Consider the following 23,571-nt stretch of genomic DNA (forward strand, 5'->3'; position numbering starts at 1 on the left):
GGCTTCAGGCCCCATAACTCTGGATGCAGGTACGATTGCGACCTTCGCTCTTGGCGCGGTAGAGCTGTTCGTCGGCCCAGTGCAGATGCTGCTCCAGGCTGGCCGTCGAAGTCGGCAGGCGGGTCGCGGCGCCGATCGACAGGCTGACCCTGTCAGCTACGTCGGAGGCACGGTGTTCGATATCGAGCTGAGCAATCGCCATCTGCAGTTGCTCGGCTACGGTCAGGGCGCCGGTTTCGTCGGTGTCCGGCAGCAGTACCGCGAATTCTTCGCCGCCGAAACGTCCGACCAGGTCGTGAGGGCGGCGTACGTTGTCATTCAGGGCTTGGGCGACATCGCGCAGGCACTGGTCGCCACGCAGATGGCCGTAGTGGTCGTTGTACTTCTTGAAGTAATCGACGTCGATCATCAGCAGTGACAGCGGACGCTGTTCGCGCAGGGCATGAGCCCTGATCGACTCGAAGCGCTCGTCGAAACTGCGCCGGTTGGGGATGCCGGTCAGGCCATCGAGCATGGCCATCTCGCGCAGCACGTCACTCTGCAGTTTGAGTTTGAGGTGATTCATCACCCGGGCGCGCACCACCACCGAATGAAACGGCTTGCGAATGTAATCCACCGCACCCAGTTCGAAACCGATGGTTTCGTCGTCCTCGTGATCCTTGCCGGTGACGAAGATCACCGGGATCTGGCTGGTCTCTGCTGTGGCCTTCAGGCGTTTGCAGACTTCATGGCCATCCATGTCCGCCATGATCACGTCAAGCAGGATCAGGTCCGGCGCAAGGTCACGGCTCATCGCCAGCGCCTGCTCGCCACTGCTGGCCATGTACACGTCGCAATCGCTGCGAAACAACTCGTGCAACAAACGGATATTCAGTGGCTGATCGTCGACGATCAGCAGTTTCGGGCGTTGGTGCAGGTAGGGTTTCAGTCGCTCCAAATCAATCCCCTTCTAGCGATTGGCGTAATGCATGAAGCAAGTGCTGCGCGCGCTGGAAGTCTAATGCATCAACCGCCTGATGGATGGCCTCGAAGTCACCGCGTAGGGCGTCCGGTACCTGCGTAGACAGGTTCTGCACCGATTCGAGGGCGCCCAGGTTGCCCTCTTGCAGTTGCACGTTAAGCGCTTGCAGGGCGGGCGTCCACTGCAGGTCGGCAACTGCGGAAGGAACGGTCTGCGGCGTCGTGGTGGTGGCGAACATCGCCCTCAGCCGCTCGCAACTGTCATCCAGTTGCTGACGCACTGCATCCAGCCAGGCGGCGTCCTCAATAAACGGCCCTGCATGCTCGGCGACTCGTTTTTCCAAGTCGGCGAAGCGCACCGAGAGCTGCCTGGCGCCGATGGTTCCGGAACTGCCCTTGAGGCTGTGTAGGCTTCTGAGCATGGCAGCGGTGTCGCCGTTTTGCCGATGCCGTTGCAATTGATCCAGTTGCTGATGCAGATCGGCTGGAAAGACCTCAAGCATCGAGCGCAGCAGCGCCAGGTTACCGCCGAATCGCTTGAGGATGGCCGTTTGATCCTCGATCGGTTGGTCCACCACCGTAGTGCTGGGTTGTGTGCTTTCCAGGCCGCACCATTGGCGAATCACCGCCACCAGCTTCTCGATGTCGATCGGCTTACTGACATGATCGTTCATACCGGCCGCCAGGCACTGTTCGCGGTCGGCATGGGAGGCGTTGGCGGTCATGGCGATGATCGGTTGCGTCTTGTGCGCGGGGTGCTGACGAAGGCGTCGTGTGGCTTCCAGGCCGTCAATATCCGGCATCTGGATGTCCATCAGAATGGCGTCGAAGGGTGGCTGCGTGGTTTGCGCCAGTTTGACGCCTTCCAGGCCGCCTTCGGCCAGGCTGACGTCGGCGCCTTCGCCTGCCAGCAGTTCGCGTGCCACCTGACGGTTGAGTGCGTTGTCCTCGACCACCAGCAGGCGCAAGCCCTGCAGGCGCTGCCCCAGTTTGTAGCCCGGCACTGGCGCTTCACCGCTGTGAACATGACGGGCCTGGAGAATGCAGGCGACCAGTTGCCGTGGCGTGACCGGTTTGGTGAGGAAGCCGGCGAACGGTGCGTCGGCTTCGCCGTAGCGATCGGCCAACACTTCGCGGCCGTGGGCGGTGATCATGATCACCGTCGGCGGCGGTCGATGCGGCGTGGCGCTCTCGCGTATCCGTTGTGCGACCTCCAGGCCGTTCATTCCTGGCATGCGCCAGTCCAGCAGGACGATGTCATACGGTTGCTGCCCCTGCTGCCCCTGCTGCACGCGCAGCAGGGCGTCGCCGCCGCTTTCGGCGGTATCGGCATGCCAGCCCAGGTCGAGGATGGTCTGTTGCAGCAATTGCCGCGCGAGCAGGTTGTCGTCGACGATCAGCAGCCGCAGGTGCTCTGGTTCGTCGCGTGTGTGTACCAGTGGTTCGGCGCCATCGCGCGCGCCCAGCTCGATATCGAACCAGAAGCGGCTGCCGGCACCGAGCTGGCTTTCCACGCTCAGGGTGCCGCCCATCAATTCCACCAGGCGCTTGCAGATCACCAGGCCGAGCCCGGTGCCGCCATAACGGCGCGTGGTGGAGGCTTCCGCCTGGGTGAAACCGTCGAAGATGCGTTGCAACTGGTGCTCGCTGATACCAATGCCGGTGTCGCTCACGGCGACGCGCAGCCTGACCTGCTCGGCCGTGCGCTGCAACTGGTGCAGGCTGACCACCACCTGGCCGCCGTGGGTGAACTTGAGGGCATTGCCGGCCAGGTTGATCAGCACCTGCTGCAGACGCAGGCTATCGCCCTGCAGCACGGCGGGCAGGGCGGTATCGACGTCGAACATGACCTCGATGTCCTTGTCGCCCTGGTTGCCCGCCAGTACAACCGCCAGGTCACGCAGCATGGGTTCCAGTTCGAAGTCGTGCAGGTCCAGCTGCAGTTTACCGGCCTCGATCTTCGAGTAGTCGAGGATGTCGTTGAGCAGACCCAGCAGGGAGTGTGCGGCGCTTTGTGCCTTGAGCACGTAGTCGAGCTGACGTGCATTGAGTTCGGTGGCCTGTACCAGCTGCAGCATGCCCAGCACCGCATTCATCGGCGTGCGGATTTCATGGCTCATGTTGGCCAGGAAGGCGCTTTTGGCAGCGCTAGCGGCATCAGCTTGTTCCTTGGCATGGCGCAGGCCGGCTTCGAGCTGCAGCTGTGCGGTGATGTCGCGGTTGATCCCGGTGATCTTCACCGGCGTACCCTGAAGGTCGCGCTCGACATGGGCTCCAGGCTGGATGAAGAGCACCTGTCCATCGGGCCTGACGATACGAAAGACGCGGTCGAAGGTCGCCTTGCCGGCCATCACCTCGCTTAGATTCGCCTCGGTGGCCGGCCGATCGTCAGGGTGAATACGATCACGCCAAAGGCGGTACTCCAGCCCCTGTTCACGCAACTCGAGTGGATAGTCGTAGAGCTCGAACATCCGCTCATTCCAATGCAGGCGATTGTCTGCCGGTGTCCATGACCAGATACCCAGTTCCGCGACCCGTGCCGCCATCGACACCTGGTCATGGGCGGCCAGCGCTTCGCGGCGCAACCGCACTTCCTTGGACAGATCCAGTGCGATACCGAGGTAGCCGGCGAGATTCCCACCCCCATCGCGCATGGCGGTGACCAGCAGGGTCACCGAACGCAGTGAGCCATCCTTGCGTACATAGGTCCATTCACGGCTTTCTGCTTGCTCCAGCTCCGACTTGTGCACGAACACGCGGAAGCCGGTGATCGGCTGAGCGTACTCCTGACTGAGCTCCTCGCTACGCGCCTGAACCTCTTCGGGCAGGTGAAAGATTGCCGGTGTCTGCAGGCCGACCACTTCTTCCGCGTCATAGCCCAGCAGGCGTTCGGCGCCGCGGTTGAACACGCGGATGACGCCGTCGAGGTCGGTGGCGATGATGGAAACCTCGGATGCTGACTGCAGCACGTTGTTGAGCAGCAGATTGAGCTTGCGCAGTTCCTGGGTGCGTTCGCTGACTTGCTCTTCGAGGCTGGCATTGAGTTCGAGAATGCGGGTTTCGGCGATCTTTTGTGCAGAAATGTCGCGCACGGTCTTCGACAGGCCGATCAGGGTACCGGTATCGTCGAGAAGCGGTGAGATCGAGACGGAGACGTCGACCAGATGGCCATCCTTGCGACGACGCTGAGTGTCGAAGTTATCCACCTCGCGGTGCGCGGCGATGTACTGCAACGACTTCCGTTCTTCGTGACCCAAGTGCTCGGGAACGGTCAGCCCTAGCAGTTTTTGGCCCAGCATTTCCGCCGCGCTGTAGCCAAAGATGCGCTCGGCGCCACGGTTCCAGCTCAGCACTCTACCGTCGAGATCCTGGCCGATGATGCCATCGCTCGAACTTTCCACGATGGCCGCCGAGCGTGCTTGCTCGCCGAGGATTTGCCGATGACGCTGACGGTTGACCAGAATCACGTTCATCAGCGCTGCCAGCAGGAGGCTGAGCAGGGTGCCGGTCAGTGCCGCCATTTGCGGTGAAACCAGGTTCAGCTGATTGATGAACTCATCCTGCGCATGTAGCTCGATCTGCCAGCGTCGCCCGTACACCTCTCGTGTGAGCGTGTGGCTGGCGACTTCCTCCGCGAGCTGCGCGTCGGAGTGCTGGCCGAAGAAATCCTGCGGCTGATCGGCATCGGTGATGTCGCTCAGTAGCATGTGCAGGCCTTCCCGGTCGAGGGTCAGGCCCTGCAGAACCTCCTCTGTGAGCAAGGGGGCGTAGCTCCAGCCGATGCCCTGAGACATACGCGCCTCTAAGGTACCGGGCGTGACCGCGTCTCTATAGATGGGTAGGAGGATGAGGAAGGACTGCAGCGGGCTGCCAGTGGCCTGAACCAGGGTGATCGGCCCACTGATACGTACTTCACCGCTGGCCATGGCCGCCATGGCTGCGCTGCGGCGGTTGCGCTCCGAGGCGATGTCGAGCCCTACGGCCTGACGGTTGGTCTCCACGGGTTCGATGTACTGGATGACGAAACGCTCGCCGTCATGGGGGGCCAGTTGGCGAATCTGGAAGTCCGGCATACCGTCAGCACGGGCGAGGGCGAGGAAGCTGTCCTGTTGCTGCGACGGCACTCGACGTATGAAACCGAAGCCACGCGCGCCCGGGAATTCGCGGTCGACGTCGCGCGTCTTGCTGTAGTTGCGAAAGCCCTCGCGGGTGATGCCGTGTTCGCCACTCGCCAGCACTGCGCCGCGTGCGCCGCGCAGGCCGTACTGGTAGAGCTCTATGCGTTTGGTCACGGCGTCTGCGGCCCGCTCGGTGGCCTCGATCAGGGCGTCGGTCACCTTTTTCTGGTTGCTTTGCTGCAACACACCGGTAACCAGTGCGGTGGCGGCCATACCGGCCGTGAGGGTGAGCAGGACGATCAGCCGCACGGTGATGGTTTCCTTTGGCTCACTGACGCTCGCAGGCAGTTGTCAGACCCATGCAGACGCACAACTGCTCGAACGGCATGGGGCGGCAGTAGTGGAAACCTTGCATCAACTCGCAGCCGAGGGCCAACAACTGGCGTGACTGCTCTTCGCTTTCCACTCCTTCGGCCACCAGCTCCAGACCCAGGGCCTGGCCCATGCGCACGATGGCTTCGATGATGGCCGCGTCACTGTGGTCAGTGAGCATGTCACGGACGAAGCTCTGATCGATCTTCAACACGTCGATGGGCAACTTCTTGAGGTAGGAAAGGCTCGAATAGCCGGTGCCGAAATCGTCGATGGCAATGCGTACGCCCATTTCTTTCAAGGCTTCCAGCAGCCGACGTGCCTGCTCGACGTCGCGTGCGAGCACGCCTTCGGTGATTTCCAGTTCGAGTAGCTCGGGCGGTAGCCCCGTGTCGCGGAGCACCATCTTGATCATGTCGAGGAAGGATTCTTCGCGAAATTGCACCATCGAGATATTGACGCCCACACAAAGACTCTGGCCCATATCGAGCAGTTTCTTGGCGTCGCTGCAGGCTTTGTGCAGCACCTGCTTACCGATCGGCACGATCAACCCGGTTTCCTCGGCCAGCGGGATGAATGCCGCTGGCGAGATCAACTCGCCCTCATCGCGGCGCCAGCGGATCAGTGCCTCCATGCCACAGCTACGTTCGTGACGGACGTCGAAGCGCAATTGGTAGAACACCTCGAATACGCCCGACTCCAGGGCGCTGCGCATATGGCTCTCCAACAGGTGGCGGGCACGGGCCTGGCTTTCGATGCTGTGAGAGAAGAAGCGGTAGCGATTACGGCCTTCCTGCTTGGCCTGGTACATCGCCGCATCGGCCTGACGATAGAGGGCCTCGAGGTCCGTGCCGTCGACGGGGAATACGCTGATGCCGACACAGGCGGTGACATCGTAGCGATTGCCGGCGATGTTCATGGGCAAGGCGATGATCTGTAGCAGGCGTTCGACGTAATCACTGATGGTTTCGGAGCGCTTTACATCGGTCACCAGGATCACGAATTCGTCGCCGCCTTGGCGGCTGACGGTGTCCACCTCGCGTGACGTATCGCTTAGGCGCCGGCCTACCTCCTTGAGAATCAGGTCGCCGACCGAGTGCCCCAGGGAGTCGTTGATACCCTTGAAGTTGTCCAGGTCGAGCAGCAGCAGGGCGAGGCTGGCGTCGTTGCGCCTGGCCTTCTGCAACATCTGTTCGGCCCGGTCACGCAGTAGCATACGGTTAGGCAAGCCGGTCAGCGCATCGAAGTAGGCCAGGCGTTTGGCCTCGGCACGTAGATTGAGGTGTGCCCGGACATGGGCGCGGGCCACCGGAATGCTCAGCGGCTTTTGAATGAAGTCGATGCCGCCTTGATCCAGCGCCTGGATTTCGTTGTCTGTCTGCGTGTGGGCGCTCACGAAAAGGATGGCGGCATCGCACAGCTTGGCATCGGCCTTGATCAAGCGGCACAGCTCGAAGCCGCTCATGCCTGGCATCTCGATGTCCAGCAGCACCACGTCCGGCCTGCAGAAACGCGCCACTTCCAGCGCCATGCGACCGTCGTTGGCGGTGTGAACCTGTGCCAGTTCGCCAACAGCCTCCTGCAAGATCCTGACGTCAGTGGGTTGATCGTCGACGATCAGAACCACAGGCGTGGGGTCGAATCGGTTTTCATGCATCACGGCACTCCGGAAATCCCCTTTCCCGGAGGTGAGATTAGCCCAGCTGCGCCAGGGTTGCGGCCGTCTCGATTACCTTTGTGCCAAATCATCGAAAGATGGCGCTGGCGCCGGTTCTGCGGTTGCCTCGGATACCGCTTGGGGCACAGGCGACCTCGTCGCAAGCTGTAGCCGTTTCGCAGGAAACGGCTACAGCCTGTGCTCATCCTTGTGGTTGTGCTTCTTCCAGCGTCTGGCGGTAAGCATCGGCTTCGTCCTGGGACGGGAAGATGCCAACCAGCTCGCCATTCTGAATCACGTCCCAGACCACGATCCCCATGGCGCGGGCTTCACGGGAAAGATGTTCGTTGTCACGCTCATGCACGATCACGTTCATGCCTGTCTCCTCGAAATGCGAATGCGGCGATATGTCGCACCTCGTTTATACGCCTCGTTAGCAAGCTAATTAAACCGGGGTTTGGGCAAAGGACTGTTGCATCAGCGCAACGAGCGAAACGGTGTTTCGGTTGTCTCCGGGCTTGGCAGCGGGTGCCATTGGCCCGCCTGCAGATTGCCGAACCTTGAGATCGGAGGGATGCTTAACGTGCTGTGCGCTGCGCCATCCAGCGACGATATTGGCGAGTGCGCAAGAGGTCTTTCACCTGCTGCGTCACCAGCGCCCACAAGGGGGAGACGCCGGGCTGACTATCCCGACCTTGGCTGAGCTTGTGCAGCTGATACTTCACCACCGCCATGTTCGCCAGCGAGGCCAGCACCTTGTTGTTCCAGGTGATCGGCGGCAGCTGGGGGGCGCTGCCGAGGCCGAGTTGCCAGTCGCGCGGCAGGTTCGGCTCGATGGCCAAAGCGGTGCCGATGCCGACCATCTCGATACCGCTGGCCAGCACTTCTTGCGCCACCGGTGCGCGGCGAATGCCGCCGGTGACCATGACCGGCATGCTCGCCACGGCGCGAATCTCGCGGGCGAACTCCAGAAAGTAGGCTTCGCGCGCCAGGGTACGGCCGTCGCGAGCTTGGCCCTGCATGGCCGGCGCCTCGTAGCTGCCGCCGGAGAGCTCGACCAGATCCACCCCCAGTCCGTCGAGCAGGCGTACCACCTGCTGGGCGTCCTCGGCGCTGAAGCCGCCACGCTGAAAGTCCGCCGAGTTGAGTTTGACCGCCACGGCGAAGCCTGGCGAGACCACGGTGCGCAAGGCTTTGACGATCTCCAGCAGCAGGCGCGCGCGATTTTCCAGCGAGCCGCCCCACTGATCCGTGCGCTGATTGCTCAGCGGTGAGAGGAACTGGCTGAGCAGGTAGCCATGCGCGGCGTGGATTTCCACCCCGGTAAAGCCAGCCTGCTCAGCCAGACGCGCGGTGCGGGTGAAGCGCTCGATTACCTCCTCAATCACCGCCGGGGTCATTTCCTGCGGTGTGGCGAAACGCTTGGACAGGTTACCCAGTTCCAACGCTACGGCCGAAGGTGCCCAGGTTGGCTGGCCCAGGTTGGCTTGCATCTGCCGGCCGGGGTGATTGATCTGCAGCCAGAACTGCGCACCCTTGGCCCGGCCGACACGGGCCCAGCGCGCGAATCGGGCCAACTGCGCGTCATCTTCCAGCACCACGCCGCCGGGCCCTGTCATGGCGCGGCTGTCGACCATCACGTTGCCGCTGATCAGCAGGCCCGCGCCACCTTCGGCCCAGGCCTGGTAGAGCCGTATCAGGTGTTCGGAAGGGGCGTGGTCGGCATCGGCCATGTTCTCTTCCATCGCCGCTTTGGCGATGCGATTGGGCACGGTGGAACCGTTGGGCAGGGCAAGGGCATCGAACAGATTCATGGGCGCCTCCTCGGCTGAAGATGAGCTGACCATAACCTTAAAGTTTACTTTAATGTCAATGGCGCTAGTGAAGGCCATCGACAACGTCGCCCCTGGTCCTTGGCATGTGGTCGGCGCTCAGTGGCCTGTCATGGCCTTCTGCTGAGCGGTCTGGCGCAGCCTGTCCAGGCGCTCACGCGTCACCTCATCCGCGCCGGGCCCGGCGAACAGGCCGAGGTCTTCCAGCGCCAGCGACGTGCCGTTGATGTCGGTCAGTTGAATCGGGGCCAGCGGTGCTTTGGTCTTGCGGTTGACCGGAAGCAGCGGGGCACCTTCGGCCAGCGGGTTCCACTTATCCCCCCACTGCATCATGGCGATGATGATCACGTGCAGGGCCTGACCTTTCTCGGTCAGGGCGTATTCGGTGCCGCTGCCAACGGCGTTCTTCACGACGATGCCGTAGTCCTGCAGCAGCTTCAGGCGCTTGGACAGGATGCCCTTGGAAATCTCCAGGTTGCGCTGGAATTCATCGAACTTGCTCGTACCCCAGAGCAGCTCGCGGATGATCAGCAGGTTCCACCAGTCGCCCAGTACATCCACCGAGCGGGCCACCGAACAGTTGCGGTCCTCGAAGGTAACTCGTTCCACGTGCAGGTCTCCGAATGGGTGAGCGGTTTGCTGTCGCCGACAAGAAAGCGGTTGACAGGTTTCATGATAGCACCTAATTTCTCGTCACAAGGTTCTGTAATAGAACCTATCGACAAGCATCCTATCGAGGTCTATCCCATGATCAAGCAGCTCCTGACTGCAACGGCTTTTCTCTTCGTCGCCACTGCACAGGCCGAACCCCATGGCAACTGCCTCACCAATGAACTGGAAGACCGCCTGATCACGGCGGATCTCGCGGTCGCTGCCGGTAATTGCCACCTGGCCAGCGCCAGTGACGAAGGCCAGGCGGTGTCGGCGCTGGAGTACGCCCACAGCTGGTTCCTCCAGGCGCAAACGCTGGGCTCCAGTCAGGCTCGTCGAGGGTTGGATCTGGTCGAGAAGAAACTGGCGCAGGCAGGGCAGGCTCATGACTAAGTTCATCGCGACATCGATGCTGCTGGCTGCCATAGCTGTCACTGCCAATCTCGCTTTAGCAGAGGAGTTCACGCCGCTGGGTGCAGAGGCGGCCGCTAATGCCGACGAGTCCATTCCGGCCTGGACAGGTGGCTTCAGCCGTAGCCTGATCTGGAGCGACATCGGCAAGCAGTTCGTCGATCCCTTCGCCGACGACCCGGTGAAGTTCTCCATCGATGCCAGCAACCTCGAGGCCTACCGCGACAGCCTTACCCCCGGGCAGATCGAACAATTGCGCCGCAATCCGGATGGCTATCGCCTGAATGTCTACGAGACCCGGCGCACCGCCAAGTATCCCGAGTACGTATACGCAGCCGCGCAAAAGAATGCAGGCACGGCCAGGTTGGTCGCGGGTGGTAACGGTGTGCTCGATTACCAGGGGTATTACCCCTTCATTCATCCCAAGAGCGGGGTGGAGGTGCTGTGGAACCACTTCATGCGCTATCGCGGCGGCAGTCTGCTGCGTACCCATACCCAAGTGATCACCCAGCCGAGCGGTTCCTTCAGCGAGGTTCAGCTCGAGGATCGTGCGGCCTGGCCAGAAAATCTGAGCGGCTTCGACCCGGTCAGCGATGCCAACATCATGATCTTCTCGACACAGAAGGTGACCGCGCCGGCGCGCCTGGCCGGCAACATCCTGCTGGTGCAAGAGACCATCGATCAGGTCAAGGAGCCGCGTCTTGCCTGGCTCTACAACGCCGGGCAGCGTCGTGTGCGGCGCGCCCCGCAGGTTGCTTATGACGGGCCCGGCACCGCTGCCGATGGTTTGCGTACGTCCGACAACTACGATATGTACACCGGCTCGCCGGATCGCTACGACTGGAAGCTCGAAGGCAAGCAGGAAATCTACATCCCCTACAACAACTATCGCCTGACCAGCCGCGACCTGACCTCAGACAAGCTGATCGAGAAGGGCCACCTCAACCCGAACTACCTGCGCTACGAGAAGCATCGCGTATGGAAGGTGGTCGGTACCCTCAAGCCGGGCATGCGCCACATCTACGCCAAGCGTGTGTTCTATGTCGACGAGGACACCTGGCAGATCGCCCTGGCTGAGCATTACGACAGCCGTGGCGTGCTGTGGCGGTTCTCTGAGGGTTTCCACGTGCAGTACGACTACGCCGACACGCCCTGGTACGCGGGGGAGGCGATCTATGATTTCAGCAACGGTCGCTACCTGGTGTTCGGCTTGACCTACAACAGTGCGCAGCCCATTACTTTCGGTTTCAAGGCGAGCAAATCGGAGTTCATGCCGGCCGCGCTCAGGGCCCAAGGGATTCGCTGAACGCGGTTGCGGCCGCGTCCGATCACTCGGTGGCGCTGTTCTGCGCCACCGTTCATGCAATGAACCCAGGTGATTTCAATGAAAGCCTTTGTCATCGAACGTTATTCAAAGCAGGAACCCCTGCGGCTGGTCGACGTGCCGGAGCCGACGCTGGGTGAGCAGGACGTGCTGGTGCAGATTCACGCGGCCAGTATCAATCCATTGGATCTGAAAATTCGCAGCGGCGCGCTCAAGCGGATCCTGCCGCTGCGCCTGCCGTTGGTGCTGGGCAACGACTTTGCGGGTGTGGTGACGCGGGTTGGCGCCAAGGTTCAGCGTTTCAAGCCGGGTGATGAGGTATACGCCCGCACCGATACCCGTCGCATCGGCACCTTCGCCGAATTCATCGCGGTGGCCGAATCCAACCTCGCCTTGAAGCCGGTCAGCTTGAGCATGGAGGAGGCTGCCTCGATTCCTCTGGTCGGCCTGACCGCATGGCAGGCGCTGTTGGAGACAGGCCAACTGCGCAAAGGGCAGAAAGTCTTCATACATGCTGGCTCTGGCGGTGTCGGCACGCTGGCGATCCAGCTGGCCAAGCACCTGGGCGCCTATGTTGCGACCACCACCAGCAGCACCAATGTCGCGCTGGTGAAAAGCCTCGGCGCGGATCTCGTCATCGATTACAAGAAGGACGATTTCTCCAAGACGCTACGTGACTACGATTTGGTGTTGCATAGCCTGGGCGACGAGGAGTTGGCACAGTCCGTGAGCGTGCTCAGGCCCGGAGGCCAGCTGATCACACTGTCCGGCCCGCCTGACCCCGAGTTCGCCAGGAACGCCGGCATGCCAAAACTTTTGCAACTGATCGTGGGGCTGCTCAGTCGCAAGATTCGCAAGCGGGCTGCACAGCGCCAGGTCAGCTATGCCTTTCTGTTCATGCGTGGCAGTGGCGAGCAGTTGGCCACGTTGACTGAGCTGATCGACAGCGGCGTCATCCGTCCGGTAATCGACAAGATCTTTTCGTTCGAGGCCACCGACGAGGCGTTGGCCTACGTCGACAGCGGTCGGGCTAAGGGTAAGGTGGTGGTCAGGGTGCTATAAGCCTGATGCCGGCTGGAGCCGCCTCCTGGCCATTCACTAACGGAAGCGGTGCGCGCGGCGCACCCTACGAAGGGCAGCCCTAAGCGCGATTGCTGGTTTTGCCGGTGCGTTTGAGTGGCTCGCTCGGCTCGCCCAGGTTCATCTTCGACAGCACCCGCTTGGCGTTGGTGGCGCAATCGATATCGTCCGGTTTGCTTTCGATCTCGTCGATCAGCGCCAGCAGGTGCGTCTTGCTCTGCGCCAGGCGCTGCTCCAGTGCTTCGATGTCTCGCACCTTGGTGTGCAGGGTGTCGAGCAGTTTGCCGTGCTGCCATTGCGACAGGTCCTGTGGCAGCAGGGTGCGCAGCTCTTCCAGGCTGAAGCCGGCCTGCTGGGCCGTGGTGATCAGGTTGAGCACCATCACGGCTTGTTCCGGGTAGCTGCGATAGCCATTGGCCTGGCGCTCTACCAGCTTGAGCAGGCCGATGCTTTCATAGAAGCGAATGCGCGAGGCCGCCAGGCCGCTGCGCTGTGCCAGTTCGCCGATTTTCATGCCGATTGCGCCTCTGTGGTGAAGGCTGAGCCATAGATTGAAGCGACACTTTAACCTTCGTCTTGGCGTGTGCAATTGCTGCATTGCCCTCACAGGATCATCAGTGCGATGCAGACGACAGCGGCTATGATTGCCTGAACCTTGGAATCGCCGGGCAGGATGCGTGAAGCCTTCGATACTCTTTCTAGTGCTGCTGTGCTCGTTGTCTGGCGCCATGGCCAGAGCAGAGACCTATCAGATCGTCACGGAAGAGTGGGCGCCCTACAACTATGAGGAAAACGGCCAGCTCACTGGTATGTCGACGGAGGTCGTGCGAGCCATCATGGCGCTTACCGGGGACGACTTCGACATCGCCCTGTTGCCGACCATGCGCGCCACGTATGCGCTGCAGAACCGTCCCAGAACCATCATGTATTCGATGTTTCGTACGCCTGAGCGTGAGCCGCTGTACAAGTGGGTCGGGCCGATCATGGAGGAGTCCATCCATCCTTATCAGTTGTCCGGCACGACCGCGCCGATCACCTCTCTGGAACAACTGATGCACGCGCCGCACATCACCACGCGACATGCCGGCCTGGTGCCGAAAATGCTCGAGTCGTTGGGGTTCAGGAATCTCGACAAGAGTGCGGCCGAGAGCCATCAGCTCTATCGCATGCTCCTGGCCGGACGTACCGAGGTGATCATCGGCGATACCGATGCAGGCGTGGCCTACTACAGCCGCCAGCTGGACATCGCCCCGGGCACCCTCCGGCGAGTGCCCATCGAGCTGTACCGTTCCTCGTTGTATATCGCCTTCAGCCATGATTGCGACGATGCGCTGGTTGCCGCCTGGGCTGCGGCCCTGGCTCAGCTACGGCGCACAGGTGAGCTGGCGCGCATCCAGCGCCGCTACGAACGGCGGGACGATCAGTGACCTGCTGAAACACCCAGGTCGATTGCCATGTCGGCCCCGGTGATCGAGCGGGCTCCGGGCTGGCAGAGGAAGAACGCCAGCTCCGCCACTTCCTCCGGCTGGATGAAGCGCGCCTGTTCGCCCTGCGGGTATTTCGTCAGCAGTTCCCGATAGTAGGCGTCCGGGTCGCCATTGCCGTAGCGCTCGGCCTGGAACTTGAGCATGGGCGTCTCGATATCGCCGGGCGAGACCGCATTGCAGCGCACGCCGTAGGGCGCCAAGTCCAGAGCCAGCGCCTTGGTCAGTAGGGTGAGGCCGCCCTTGCTGGCGCAATAGGCGGCTGCATTCGGATTGCCCTGGCGCCCGGCATCGCTGGAGATATTGACGATGGCGCCTCGCGTTTTACGCAAGTGCGGGATAGCCGCCGCGCAGATGAAGAAGCTGGCCTTGAGGTTGACGCCCAGTACCAGGTCGAAATCCTCCTCGCTGAAATATTCCACCGGCCCTTCGCGCCACACACCGGCTGCATTGATCACAGCGTCGAGCTGCCCGGCCATTTCCACCGCCGCCGATACCACCGCATTGCAGGCCGCAGCGGTACGTATGTCCGCTGCCAGCCGCCGGCCAGAAAACGTGCGACCAGCGCACTGCCTACACCACCGGCCGCGCCGGTGATCAGTACCACAGGGTTCACTGTTGATTTCGACTTCATGGCGCCTTGTTCTCGATCAGGCAGTTGCCACCATCGACCACCAGGGTTTCGCCGGTGATATAGCTGGCTTCAGGTGAGGCAAGGAAGGCGACGGCAGAGGCGACTTCCTCGGGGCGTCCTGCGCGGCCTACCGGAACATAGGCAGCTGCGCGCTGCTCTTGCGGCGTACTCGAGCCGGTGGCGATCCAGCCAGGTGCTACGGTGTTGACCGTGATGCCGTGACGGGCGACTTCCAGTGCCAGCCCCATGTTCAAGCCCACCATGCCCGCCTTGGCGGCGCTGTAGGCCGCTTCGCCAGGATTGCCGCCGCGCGTGCCGGTGGTGGAGCCGATATGAATGACCCTGCCGTGAGCGCGTGCCTGCATGCCTGGAAGCAGTGCTCGCGTCAGAAGGAAAGCGCTGGTCAGGTTGCGGGCCAGCGAAAGGTTCCACACCTCCAGACTCATGCTGGAGACCTCCGCGAATGGCTCGGGGCTGCCCTGCATGGCCATGCCGGCATTGTTGACCAGGATGTCGACACGTCCCCACAGCCCTTCGGCCCAAGCGGCGAACGCCTGCACACCCGCTTCATCGGTGAGGTCGACCGCTTTGCCCTCTGCTTCGTAGCCTGCGGCGCGCAGCTCGGTGACGCGCTGTTCGATGCGTGCGCTGCTGGCCGTGACGATCAGCTTCGCCCCGGCCGCGCCCAGACGCCTGGCGATGGCCATGCCGATGCCGTGTTCGCTGCCTGCGCCGCTGACCAGCGCGACCTGATCTTTCCAACTCTGAGCCATGACGTCGTTCCTCTTGCTGTTGCAGATGAGTGGAAGTTAGGTTGGTTTATCTGATAAACAAAGACGATTGTTATCAGGAAAACTGACAATAGCCATGGTGTTCACCAGCGAAACCCTGCGCGTTTTTCTCGCCGTACTCGATGCGGGCTCGTTTTCCGCCGCTGCTCGCCGGCTGGGCCGTGTGCCTTCGGCCGTGAGTATGGTGATTGCCCAGCTCGAGGCGGAACTGGACCTGGAGTTGTTTGATCGCAGCACGCGCAAGGCGCTACCCACCGAGGCAGCGTTGGCCTTGGAGCCACAGGCGCGCCAGGTTGTCAGCCAGCTCAACAGGCTCGATGCCCAGGCGCTGCAACTGCATCAGGGCCTGGAACGGCGCCTGATCATCGCCATGGCCCCGGAGCTGCAGACCGGCATGTGGAGCCAGCCGCTAGTCGACCTGGCGGAGGAATTCCCCTTGCTGGAGATCGAGGTGCGTTCCGCGTCACAGGCCGAGGCCGTGCGCCTGATACACGAGGGCAGTGCTCACCTGGCGCTGGTGTTCGAGCGCCCCGGCATCGATGAGCGCGAACACTTTCTCGAGGCTGGCAGTCAGTTGCTGGTGGCGGTGGCCGCGCCGGATTACCTGAAGGAGCTGGATGAGCGGAGGATGAACGATGCACGGCAGATCGTCGTCGCCGCAGGTTCGCCTTCGGCGACTGATCCACAGGTGATCCTCTCGCATCGGGTGTGGCTCACCGACAGCCACCTGGCCACCTTGAATCTGGTGCAGGCAGGGCTCGGCTGGGCGTACCTGCCCGTACCCCTGGTCGCTACGCTGATTGCCTCGGGCAGTTTGCAGGAAGTGAAGTTCGACAACATGGCCAGCCAGTTGCGGCTCTGGGTCGATATCGTCTGGAACAGTGGCCGGCCGCTTGGCTTGGGGGCTCGGCGCTACCTTGAGCGGATACGGGAGGGGATGAAGGCGCAGCCGCCTCGGGGCTAGATGCAACAGGCAAGTGAGCGCAGCGATACGAACACTTGCCGGGGCATGGGGCGTGTTGCCTGGCGGTCAGATGGTCTGTCCGCCGGATACCTCGATGCGCTGGGCGTTGATCCAGCGATTCTCTTCACCGAGCAGGCTGGCGATCATCGGGCCGATATCGCCTGGTACGCCCACCCGACCCAGCGTCGTCATGTCCGCGAACACCTTGTTCAGATCCGGCAGGTCGCGCACGGCACCGCCGAGAAAGTCCGTCTCGATCGCGCCGGGCGCCACGGTGTTGACCGCAATGCCGCGGCTGCCCAGCTCCTTGGCCAGGTAGACGCTGAGCACTTCCACCGCCCCTTTGACTGCCGAGTAGGCCGCAAAGCCCGGATAGGAGATGCGCGTCAGCCCCGAAGAAATGTTGACGATACGACCGCCATCGGCCATCAACGGCAGCAGCGCCTGGGTGAGGAAGAACACCCCTTTGAAGTGCACGTTCACCAGTGCATCGAACTGCGCCTCGGAGGTCTCGGCAATCGACGCCATGTCCCCGTGCCCGGCGTTGTTGACCAGATGATCGAAACTGTCGCGTTGCCAGGTGTCGCGTAGCGCCTGGCGCAGACGCTCCACGAAGGCAGGGAAGGTGGTGACGTTGCCGGCATCGAGTTGCAGTGCAACGGCCTTTCGCCCCAGTGCTTCGACTTCGGCGACCACCGCCAGCGCGGCATCGGCCTGGCTGTGATAGGTGACGACGACATCGCTACCCTGGCGAGCAATATTCAGGGCGGTATTACGGCCGAGGCCACGGCTGGAGCCAGTTACGATGGCGATCTTGGTCATGGTAAAAACCTCTGTTTGGTGAAGGGGCTTTCATTGTGTGAGCCGTGGGGTAACCCCGTCCTTACCGAAACCTCGACGCTTTTTGCCTATTTCTCCAAGGGTGAACAACGTGCCCATGACCCGTCTCAGGAACCACTGATGAGCAAAACGCTGCTGGAGGTCGTTCGCGGCTATCTGGATCAACATGCCGATGCCAATGGCCTTGCCCAAACGCCCATTCCAGGCCTGACCATCATCCGTACGCTCCAGCCCAGCGGGCTGGATTACGCGATTACCCGGCCTCTCGCCTGCCTCGTTCTACAGGGCGGCAAGCAGGTCATGATGGGGGCTCGCACGTTCACCTTCAGCGCGGGTGACTCCTTGTTGATCACGGCCGATGTACCGACAGTCAGCCAGATCATCGACGCGAGTCCCGAAGCCCCTTACATCTCACTGGTGATCGACCTCGATCCTGCACTGCTCACCGAGTTGATGGAGGAGATGAAAGCGGCTCCGAGTGCGGACGAGGCGCCGATAAAGATCGAGCCGACCGACAGCGAAGTGGCCGAAGCTGCGCTGCGCCTGATGCGTCTACTGGATCGCCCGGCTTCGGCAGCGGTGCTGCATGCCTCACTGATGCGTGAACTGCACTATTGGTTGTTGGCCGGGCGTCACGGCTCGGCAATTGGCCGCCTGGGCTGGCCGGACGGCCATGCTCAACGCATCGCACGGGCAGTGAAAGTGCTGCGCACCGAGTTCACCCGGACGCTGCCGGTGGAACACCTGGCGTCCGTGGCCGGCATGAGCACCTCATCCTTTCACCAGCACTTTCGCAACCAGACGTCGCTGACGCCGCTGCAATTTCAAAAGCAGCTGCGCTTGATCGAAGCGCGTCGTTTGATGACAGGGGAGGGCGCCACCGCCAGCAGTGCGGCGTTCGCGGTGGGTTACGAAAGTGTGTCGCAGTTCAGCCGAGAGTACCGCCGGCTGTTTGGCCTGCCGCCGGCGAGAGACGCCAGTGTTGCCTGCTGATACGGGCAATCGCCTTGCTCACACCTGCCTCAAGGCAAAATCCGCAGGCTCAAAGCGCTCGCTCGCGTCCATGCGAATCCCCCGCAGGCTGCGCGTCTCCAGATAGGACGCGTACAGCGGTTCGGCGAAGTAGCTGATCAGGATCGAGCGGCGCCGCATGCCGAGCCGGTTCAGGCTGCCGGCGTGCACCAGGTCCACATCGAACACCAGGATGTCGCCGGCCGCACCTGCAAGCTGCACTGAGCGGGACTCGTCGTTGAAATCAATTGGTGGTTCGCCGGCAGGCGGACGGTGGCTGCTCGGGACGATGCGGGTGGCGCCGTTGCCCGGGCCATAGTCATCGAAGTAGACCATGGCGTTGGCGATATCGCCGGGGCGCTGCGCCGACAGATCGCGATGCAGTCGCTGATGACCGCCTCCAGCCAGTGGCTCGCGGCCCTCCACCTGCGCGAGGAAGAAACGTTCGCCGATCAGCTCGCCGACCACCGCGAGCAACTGCGGCAGGCGGCACACGGCCTGAATCATGGCATCGCCATCCAGCAGTGAGTGATGCCAATCGGCGCCGCGCGGTACCGGCCACTGATCCGAGGGGGTGATGCCCGCATCGAACACGGTGCGCAACCGATCCAGCCACCCGACAGGAACCGCCTGGCGCAGCAATGCATAGCCGTCGTGGTGGAGTTGTGCGCGGTCCGTCATGGTCAGGCTCCCATCATCCATGCATCCCGAAGAAAACAGGTGGAAGTCGAAGAAGCAAGCCCGTTCTTCAATGCATGACACTTCGTCTGCAAATTCAGCCGCAGGCCATGACCAAGACTGCATACAATGGCGCCTGAACTTTCCGCGCCATGCACATGGCTGTACCGAACGAGGAACGCCCCATGGCCTCCCCAGACAAACAGAAGACGCGCGCCCAACGGGCCAAGACCAAGGCCAAGCAGAACCGCATGGGCAAGCCCAAGGCACAGGCCGATGTCGTCCACCCGATTCTCGCCAACCCGCTGATCAACGAGCCGTTCGATGATGTCGAGCTCGACCTGAGTACCTTCGATTTCAAGGACATCGAAGAGAACGGCTTCGACCCCGCGCACTTCGATGACCTGTTCCAGGCGATGAAAGCCGGCGAGGGCATCAGCCTGCTCGCCCTGTGCCTGATATTCCTGCAATACCCGGTGCTGGAACTGGTGGTCGCGGAAGAGTCGGAGGAGGCTGCGACCGATTTCATGATGGGCCTGCTGATCGTCTACCGCGGCATCTTCCACGATGAAGACGAAGACGCCGCGATCACCTGGATCGGCAGCGACGCCTTCCAAAGCGCCTACAACGAAGCGTCGCTGATTCTGCAGAAGAAGAACGGCTCACGCTGAGCGCCCCTCGTTTAGTCTCTTGCCCTGTATCGCTCAGGGCCAGTCGCTAGCGGCTCATCCCGGCCCGCTGGCGTGTTGCATTGCGGCTGCCCAGCAGTGCCGGTAGTTCGAGCAGCAAGGCCAGCAGCACTGCGCCAATCGCGACCGTGAACAGCAGGCGATAGTCCTCCTGACTGGCGGAGAACAGCGCCGAATAGGCATAACCGGCCAGCGCCTGGAAGGTGGCGAAGGAGATGGTGGCGCGGCTCCAGGTGGCGTTCTGCCGGGCATGGCCCTTCACCAGTTGGTGCACGCGCGCCAACGCCAGCGGCACGATGCCGGGTGGGAAGGAGCCGATCACCAGTACGGCGGCGCCAAGCACATGCAGGTCACGACTTTCCACCAGTACGGCAAGGGCCATGGCCTGTATCAGCAGGACCAGGCGTATCGCGGCGCGGGCACCCAGGTGGTCGGCCAGGTAACCGTATACCACCGGGCCGACGATGGCACCGACGCCATACAGCGTCCAGATCAACGCACCGCTGTGGCTCCCTGCGCCCAGGCCGCGACTGATGTAATCGACCAGAAACATCATCGGCGCCACCAGGCTGGTCGCCATCAGCGCGTACTGCGCGAACAGCAAACGCACGCCACCTGCGCTCTGCGCTGGCGCATGCGGGGCTGCGGGTTGTGGAGCGTGGGCGAGGTCGTCTGGCCAGCCGCGCCAACTGCTCAGTGTCAGCAGCAGGGCGACCACGGCCAGGCCGATCCAGGTGGTTGCCAGGCCTTGAGCCAGCAATACCGGCACCAGTGTGCCGGAGCCGGCGATGCCCAGGCCCAGACCGAGGAAGATCGCGCCGCTGGCCAGCCCGCGTCGACCTGCTGGGACATGCGGCAGGATGCTGCTGGCGGCCAGCACCATGATCACGCCACCGGCGATGCCCGAGAGCAAACGCCAGGAGAAGAACCAGGCCACCGACAGCGGCCAGGCGCAGGCGAGAAACGCCAGGCTGACCAGTAGCATCATCGCCCGCAGTACGCTGGCGCTGGAATGACGCGCGGCCAGCGGCCGGCCGATCAGCGCGCCGACGAGATAGCCGGCCAGGTTGGCGGCGCCGAGGTAGACCACCGCCGAGGCAGAAAACCAGTGCGCCTCGATCAGCGATGGGACCAACGGGGTGTAGGCGAAGCGGGCCAGGCCGATGCCCACCAGGCTGGCGCACAGGCCAGCCCAGATCGGCATCCACAGCGAGTCTTGTGTGTGGTTGTTCATGATCGTCCCCTGAGCGTCCGGCGGACGCCATCGAATGAGATGCCACGATCATAGGAGGCTTGACTGAAGAAATAACGCAGCGTTATTAACGTTCACTAATGCAAAAATGCATCAGAGAGAGCCTGCGATGAACTGGGACGACGCCCGCGTATTTCTTGCCCTATGCCGTGAACAGACCTTGCGCGGTGCGGCTCGTGTACTGGCAGTGGATCAAGCCACGGTCGGTCGCCGGCTCGCCTCGCTGGAGCAGTCCCTCGATGCCACTCTGTTCCTGCGCACGTCAGCCGGCTACAGCCTGACCAGCGCGGGAGAGCAGGCGATGAAGGCGGCGCAGGACATGGAGGCGGCGGCAGCCGATCTGCAGCGCCGCATTCTCGGCATGGACGAGCGCATGAGTGGGGAGGTGCGCATCACTACCACCGACTCCTTCGCCGTCGACTTCATCATGCCGGCCATTGCTGCGCTGCGCCTCGAACACCCTGGCATCGAGGTCAAACTGCATGCTTCAACGCAATTGCTCAACCTCAACAAGCGCGAGGCGGATATCGCCGTGCGCAACCTCAAACCGGACAACCCCGAACTGATCGTGCGTCGGCTCGCTCGTTGGAGCAGCGCCGCCTTCGCCTCGGCGGACTATGTCGCCGCGCGCGGCGTACCCGAGCCGGGCGCTGCCTTCGCCGGGCACGACCTGGTGCTCTATCAGCCCTACCTGGACAGTGGGCGCGAGGTCACGCTTGGCGCCGAGCCGATCACTCAGGGGCGTATAGCCATGACCTGTACCTCGAGCTTGATGGTGCGCCGCGCCCTGGATGCCGGCATCGGCATTGGCGAGGTGCCGCTGCCTCTGGGCCTGCGCGACGGTCTGGTGCGGCTGTGGGCGGATCGTGAACACGCGCCCTATGACATCTGGCTGGTCACCCATCGCGACGTGCGCCACACCGCTCGGGTTAGGGCGGTGATCGATGCCATCGTCGCTGCTTTCGCTGCGCTTTGACGACACGCCTCGCGTGCGGGCATCAGCCCTTCAGCGCCGCCTCGATCCTGGCGATATCGATCTTGCTCATTGTCATCATCGCCTCGAAGGCGCGCTTGGCCGCCGCGCGGTCAGGGCTGGCGATGGCGGCGCTGAGGATGCGCGGGGTGATCTGCCAGGAGATGCCCCATTTGTGCTTGCACCAGCCGCATTCACTGGCCTGGCCGCCGTTGTCGATGATCGCGTGCCACAAGCGATCCGTCTCGGCCTGATCGTCGGTGGCGACCTGAAACGAGAACGCCTCGTTATGCTGGAACACCGGGCCGCCGTTGAGGCCGAGGCAGGGAATGCCCATCACGCTGAACTCCACCGTCAGCACATCGCCCTGCTGGCCAGAAGGGTAATCGCCAGGGGCGTGGTGCACCGCCAGCACGGCGCTGTCGGGAAAGGTCTCGGCATAGAAAGTTGCAGCCTCCCGCGCGTCGCGGTCGTACCAGAGGCAGATGGTGTTCTTGCTGGTCATCCTGAGTCTCCCACCATGGGTTGAGACTCAGCAGTCTAGACGGCAGTGGGGCGTGCGCTGGTCTTTGCCTGTTGGTCGTTACGGCTGCGGCTCTCTCGTCCAGAACATCGAGAACTGATCGAACGGGTAGCGCTTGCCGTCGTAGCGAACGGTGGTGCTGACCTTGCGTAGCACGGGCTCCTGCCAGCCTGCACGAACTTGAGCGGTTACCACCAGGTTGGCGTAGCCATGGGCTTGCTTCGGCCCAAGGCCCAGCGTCAGGTCGGCCCGCTCCGATTGGAAGTCACTGTCCGTGACACAGGACGTGCCCTTTACCGTCGTCCAGGAGTACAGATAGGTGGCAAACACCGGCCTCAGCTGAGGCCCGTCCGGCACCAGCAGCGTCAGCAGATCATTGGCGTCGGCATCCGGACAGCTCGCCCCGCGAGCGATACTGTGGACCACTACGCCGAAGGCGCGAACGCCTGGTGCAAGGTGATAGCGCGCGGTATCCAGCCAAAGACTGTTTGCATCGATTTCCAGCGCGGCATCTTCGCCAAGGTAGTCGTCATGACGTTCGCGCAATTGCCCGCTCTGCGTGTCCACCTTCGCCACCAGCCAGTTGAGATTGCGCTCGCCCGCTGGCGTGGCGTCCTCGGCGTCACGGTAAGCGAGGGTCACCACGGACAACGCCGGATCATCCGGCCAGGGCTTGCAGGCAGCTGCCACCAGTGGCCCGTCATCACGCCCGTCAGGGGGCGTCCAGCCGCGCTGTCCCAACTGGGTGGCCAGTGAGTCCAACAATGCAGCGTCGCAAGGCTGTGGCTGGCGCGTATCGGCGTGAGCGAGAGGCAACAGGCAGAGCGCCAAGACGGGGAGGATGCTAGGTAAACGGTCCATGTTGGTGAGTCCTTGTTCGGCGCCATTTATCTGAACGGAAACCGGGGGAGAGGGTTTGGCGACTTTACGCTGAAAGAGGGGCGAGGGTGGAGTAGCGGGACTATTTGGATGGGCAGCTATCGGCCCAGAGTGTGTAAAAACGCCCGGACATACCCTTGCTATGATTTCTGAGAATTTCATCGCAAGGGAAGCCCATGAAACGGTTTATCCAGGGTGAGCACCGAGGGCAAAGCACCTTACTTCCCGAGAGCCTCGATGACTACGTCAGCGATACCAACCCGGTACGGGTGGTTGATGTCTTCGTCGATGAACTCGACTTGGCCACGCTGGGTTTTGACGGCGTCATTCCAGCCGAAACCGGCAGACCTGCGTACCACCCTGCGATCCTGCTGAAGATCTATATCTACGGCTATCTCAACCGCATCCAATCGAGTCGACGTCTTGAGCGAGAAGCCCAGCGCAACAT

General features: G+C 62.4%; 22 protein-coding genes and 1 pseudogene. 9 read left to right on the forward strand and 14 right to left on the reverse strand.

Annotation, left to right across the window (positions count from 1 at the left end):
• Positions 1–4: 4 nt before the first annotated feature.
• The 6 genes from BM059_RS10340 to BM059_RS10360 form a co-directional block, all read right to left on the reverse strand.
• Entirely contained in the window at positions 5–937 is a 933-nt protein-coding gene (locus BM059_RS10340; RefSeq protein WP_074938434.1) for a diguanylate cyclase, read from the reverse strand.
• Position 938: 1 nt separating this feature from the next.
• Entirely contained in the window at positions 939–5,351 is a 4,413-nt protein-coding gene (locus BM059_RS10345) for a CHASE domain-containing protein (protein WP_083413262.1), read from the reverse strand.
• 55 nt (positions 5,352–5,406) lie between these two features.
• Positions 5,407–7,107: a two-component system response regulator gene (locus BM059_RS10350; RefSeq protein WP_074938438.1), complete on the reverse strand. Its 1,701-nt coding sequence runs from the start codon at positions 7,105–7,107 to the stop codon at positions 5,407–5,409.
• A 202-nt stretch (positions 7,108–7,309) separates the two neighbouring features.
• Positions 7,310–7,483 (reverse strand): hypothetical protein, encoded by a 174-nt coding sequence (locus BM059_RS25380; protein WP_167364565.1) that lies wholly within the window; start codon positions 7,481–7,483, stop codon positions 7,310–7,312.
• A 202-nt stretch (positions 7,484–7,685) separates the two neighbouring features.
• Complete coding sequence (locus tag BM059_RS10355; protein WP_074938440.1) at positions 7,686–8,921, reverse strand: NADH:flavin oxidoreductase/NADH oxidase family protein; 1,236 nt, start codon at positions 8,919–8,921, stop codon at positions 7,686–7,688.
• A gap of 117 nt (positions 8,922–9,038) precedes the next feature.
• Positions 9,039–9,548 (reverse strand): winged helix-turn-helix transcriptional regulator, encoded by a 510-nt coding sequence (locus BM059_RS10360; RefSeq protein ID WP_074938442.1) that lies wholly within the window; start codon positions 9,546–9,548, stop codon positions 9,039–9,041.
• A 138-nt stretch (positions 9,549–9,686) separates the two neighbouring features.
• On the opposite strand from BM059_RS10360, the gene BM059_RS10365 reads away from it, so the two are divergent.
• From BM059_RS10365 to BM059_RS10375, 3 genes are all read left to right on the forward strand, one after another.
• Positions 9,687–9,983 carry a hypothetical protein gene (locus tag BM059_RS10365; RefSeq protein WP_037003338.1) on the forward strand — a complete coding sequence of 99 codons (297 nt, stop codon included), beginning with the start codon at positions 9,687–9,689 and terminating at the stop codon, positions 9,981–9,983.
• A gap of 16 nt (positions 9,984–9,999) precedes the next feature.
• Entirely contained in the window at positions 10,000–11,307 is a 1,308-nt protein-coding gene (locus tag BM059_RS10370) for a DUF1329 domain-containing protein (protein WP_083413260.1), read from the forward strand.
• A 78-nt stretch (positions 11,308–11,385) separates the two neighbouring features.
• The gene (locus BM059_RS10375) at positions 11,386–12,387 is read left to right on the forward strand and encodes an NADP-dependent oxidoreductase (RefSeq protein ID WP_074938444.1); all 1,002 of its coding nucleotides are present in this window, start codon (positions 11,386–11,388) and stop codon (positions 12,385–12,387) included.
• 79 nt (positions 12,388–12,466) lie between these two features.
• Here the strand turns inward: BM059_RS10375 and BM059_RS10380 are convergent, their stop codons facing one another.
• Positions 12,467–12,919 (reverse strand): MerR family transcriptional regulator, encoded by a 453-nt coding sequence (locus BM059_RS10380; protein WP_074938445.1) that lies wholly within the window; start codon positions 12,917–12,919, stop codon positions 12,467–12,469.
• 163 nt (positions 12,920–13,082) lie between these two features.
• Here BM059_RS10380 and BM059_RS10385 point away from each other — a divergent pair, with 163 nt between their 5' ends.
• Positions 13,083–13,832, forward strand: coding sequence for a substrate-binding periplasmic protein (locus BM059_RS10385; protein ID WP_074938447.1), 750 nt, complete (start codon positions 13,083–13,085; stop codon positions 13,830–13,832).
• Here BM059_RS10385 and BM059_RS10390 read toward each other — a convergent pair.
• Both BM059_RS10390 and BM059_RS10395 read right to left on the reverse strand, forming a co-directional pair.
• Positions 13,826–14,523: pseudogene (locus tag BM059_RS10390) on the reverse strand (SDR family NAD(P)-dependent oxidoreductase). The gene BM059_RS10385 and the pseudogene BM059_RS10390 sit on opposite strands and share 7 nt — an antisense overlap.
• Entirely contained in the window at positions 14,520–15,296 is a 777-nt protein-coding gene (locus BM059_RS10395; RefSeq protein WP_037003343.1) for an SDR family NAD(P)-dependent oxidoreductase, read from the reverse strand. Before BM059_RS10395 ends, BM059_RS10390 begins: the two are co-directional and overlap by 4 nt.
• A gap of 94 nt (positions 15,297–15,390) precedes the next feature.
• Here BM059_RS10395 and BM059_RS10400 point away from each other — a divergent pair, with 94 nt between their 5' ends.
• The gene (locus BM059_RS10400) at positions 15,391–16,278 is read left to right on the forward strand and encodes a LysR family transcriptional regulator (RefSeq protein ID WP_074938449.1); all 888 of its coding nucleotides are present in this window, start codon (positions 15,391–15,393) and stop codon (positions 16,276–16,278) included.
• Between the two features lie 66 nt (positions 16,279–16,344).
• Here the strand turns inward: BM059_RS10400 and BM059_RS10405 are convergent, their stop codons facing one another.
• Positions 16,345–17,100: an SDR family NAD(P)-dependent oxidoreductase gene (locus BM059_RS10405; RefSeq protein WP_074938451.1), complete on the reverse strand. Its 756-nt coding sequence runs from the start codon at positions 17,098–17,100 to the stop codon at positions 16,345–16,347.
• A gap of 138 nt (positions 17,101–17,238) precedes the next feature.
• Here BM059_RS10405 and BM059_RS10410 point away from each other — a divergent pair, with 138 nt between their 5' ends.
• Positions 17,239–18,111 carry an AraC family transcriptional regulator gene (locus tag BM059_RS10410; protein WP_074938453.1) on the forward strand — a complete coding sequence of 291 codons (873 nt, stop codon included), beginning with the start codon at positions 17,239–17,241 and terminating at the stop codon, positions 18,109–18,111.
• An 18-nt stretch (positions 18,112–18,129) separates the two neighbouring features.
• Here BM059_RS10410 and BM059_RS10415 read toward each other — a convergent pair whose 3' ends face one another.
• Positions 18,130–18,810 carry a phytanoyl-CoA dioxygenase family protein gene (locus tag BM059_RS10415; protein ID WP_179527070.1) on the reverse strand — a complete coding sequence of 227 codons (681 nt, stop codon included), beginning with the start codon at positions 18,808–18,810 and terminating at the stop codon, positions 18,130–18,132.
• A gap of 182 nt (positions 18,811–18,992) precedes the next feature.
• On the opposite strand from BM059_RS10415, the gene BM059_RS10420 reads away from it, so the two are divergent.
• Entirely contained in the window at positions 18,993–19,478 is a 486-nt protein-coding gene (locus tag BM059_RS10420) for a hypothetical protein (protein ID WP_074938457.1), read from the forward strand.
• Between the two features lie 46 nt (positions 19,479–19,524).
• On the opposite strand, the gene BM059_RS10425 is transcribed toward BM059_RS10420, so the two are convergent.
• The gene (locus BM059_RS10425) at positions 19,525–20,730 is read right to left on the reverse strand and encodes a YbfB/YjiJ family MFS transporter (RefSeq protein ID WP_074938459.1); all 1,206 of its coding nucleotides are present in this window, start codon (positions 20,728–20,730) and stop codon (positions 19,525–19,527) included.
• Between the two features lie 127 nt (positions 20,731–20,857).
• Between BM059_RS10425 and BM059_RS10430 the strand changes: the two genes are divergently transcribed.
• Complete coding sequence (locus BM059_RS10430) at positions 20,858–21,724, forward strand: LysR family transcriptional regulator (protein WP_074938461.1); 867 nt, start codon at positions 20,858–20,860, stop codon at positions 21,722–21,724.
• Between the two features lie 22 nt (positions 21,725–21,746).
• Here BM059_RS10430 and BM059_RS10435 read toward each other — a convergent pair whose 3' ends face one another.
• On the reverse strand, positions 21,747–22,226 hold the full coding sequence (locus BM059_RS10435) for a VOC family protein (RefSeq protein ID WP_074938463.1): 480 nt from the start codon (positions 22,224–22,226) through the stop codon (positions 21,747–21,749).
• A 78-nt stretch (positions 22,227–22,304) separates the two neighbouring features.
• On the reverse strand, positions 22,305–23,105 hold the full coding sequence (locus BM059_RS10440; RefSeq protein WP_074938465.1) for a PA3715 family protein: 801 nt from the start codon (positions 23,103–23,105) through the stop codon (positions 22,305–22,307).
• Positions 23,106–23,299: 194 nt separating this feature from the next.
• On the opposite strand from BM059_RS10440, the gene BM059_RS10445 reads away from it, so the two are divergent.
• The coding region (locus BM059_RS10445; RefSeq protein WP_139220724.1) for a transposase at positions 23,300–23,571 on the forward strand (272 nt) is incomplete at its 3' end.

The organism is Ectopseudomonas composti, from assembly GCF_900115475.1.
GTDB lineage: Bacteria > Pseudomonadota > Gammaproteobacteria > Pseudomonadales > Pseudomonadaceae > Aquipseudomonas > Aquipseudomonas composti.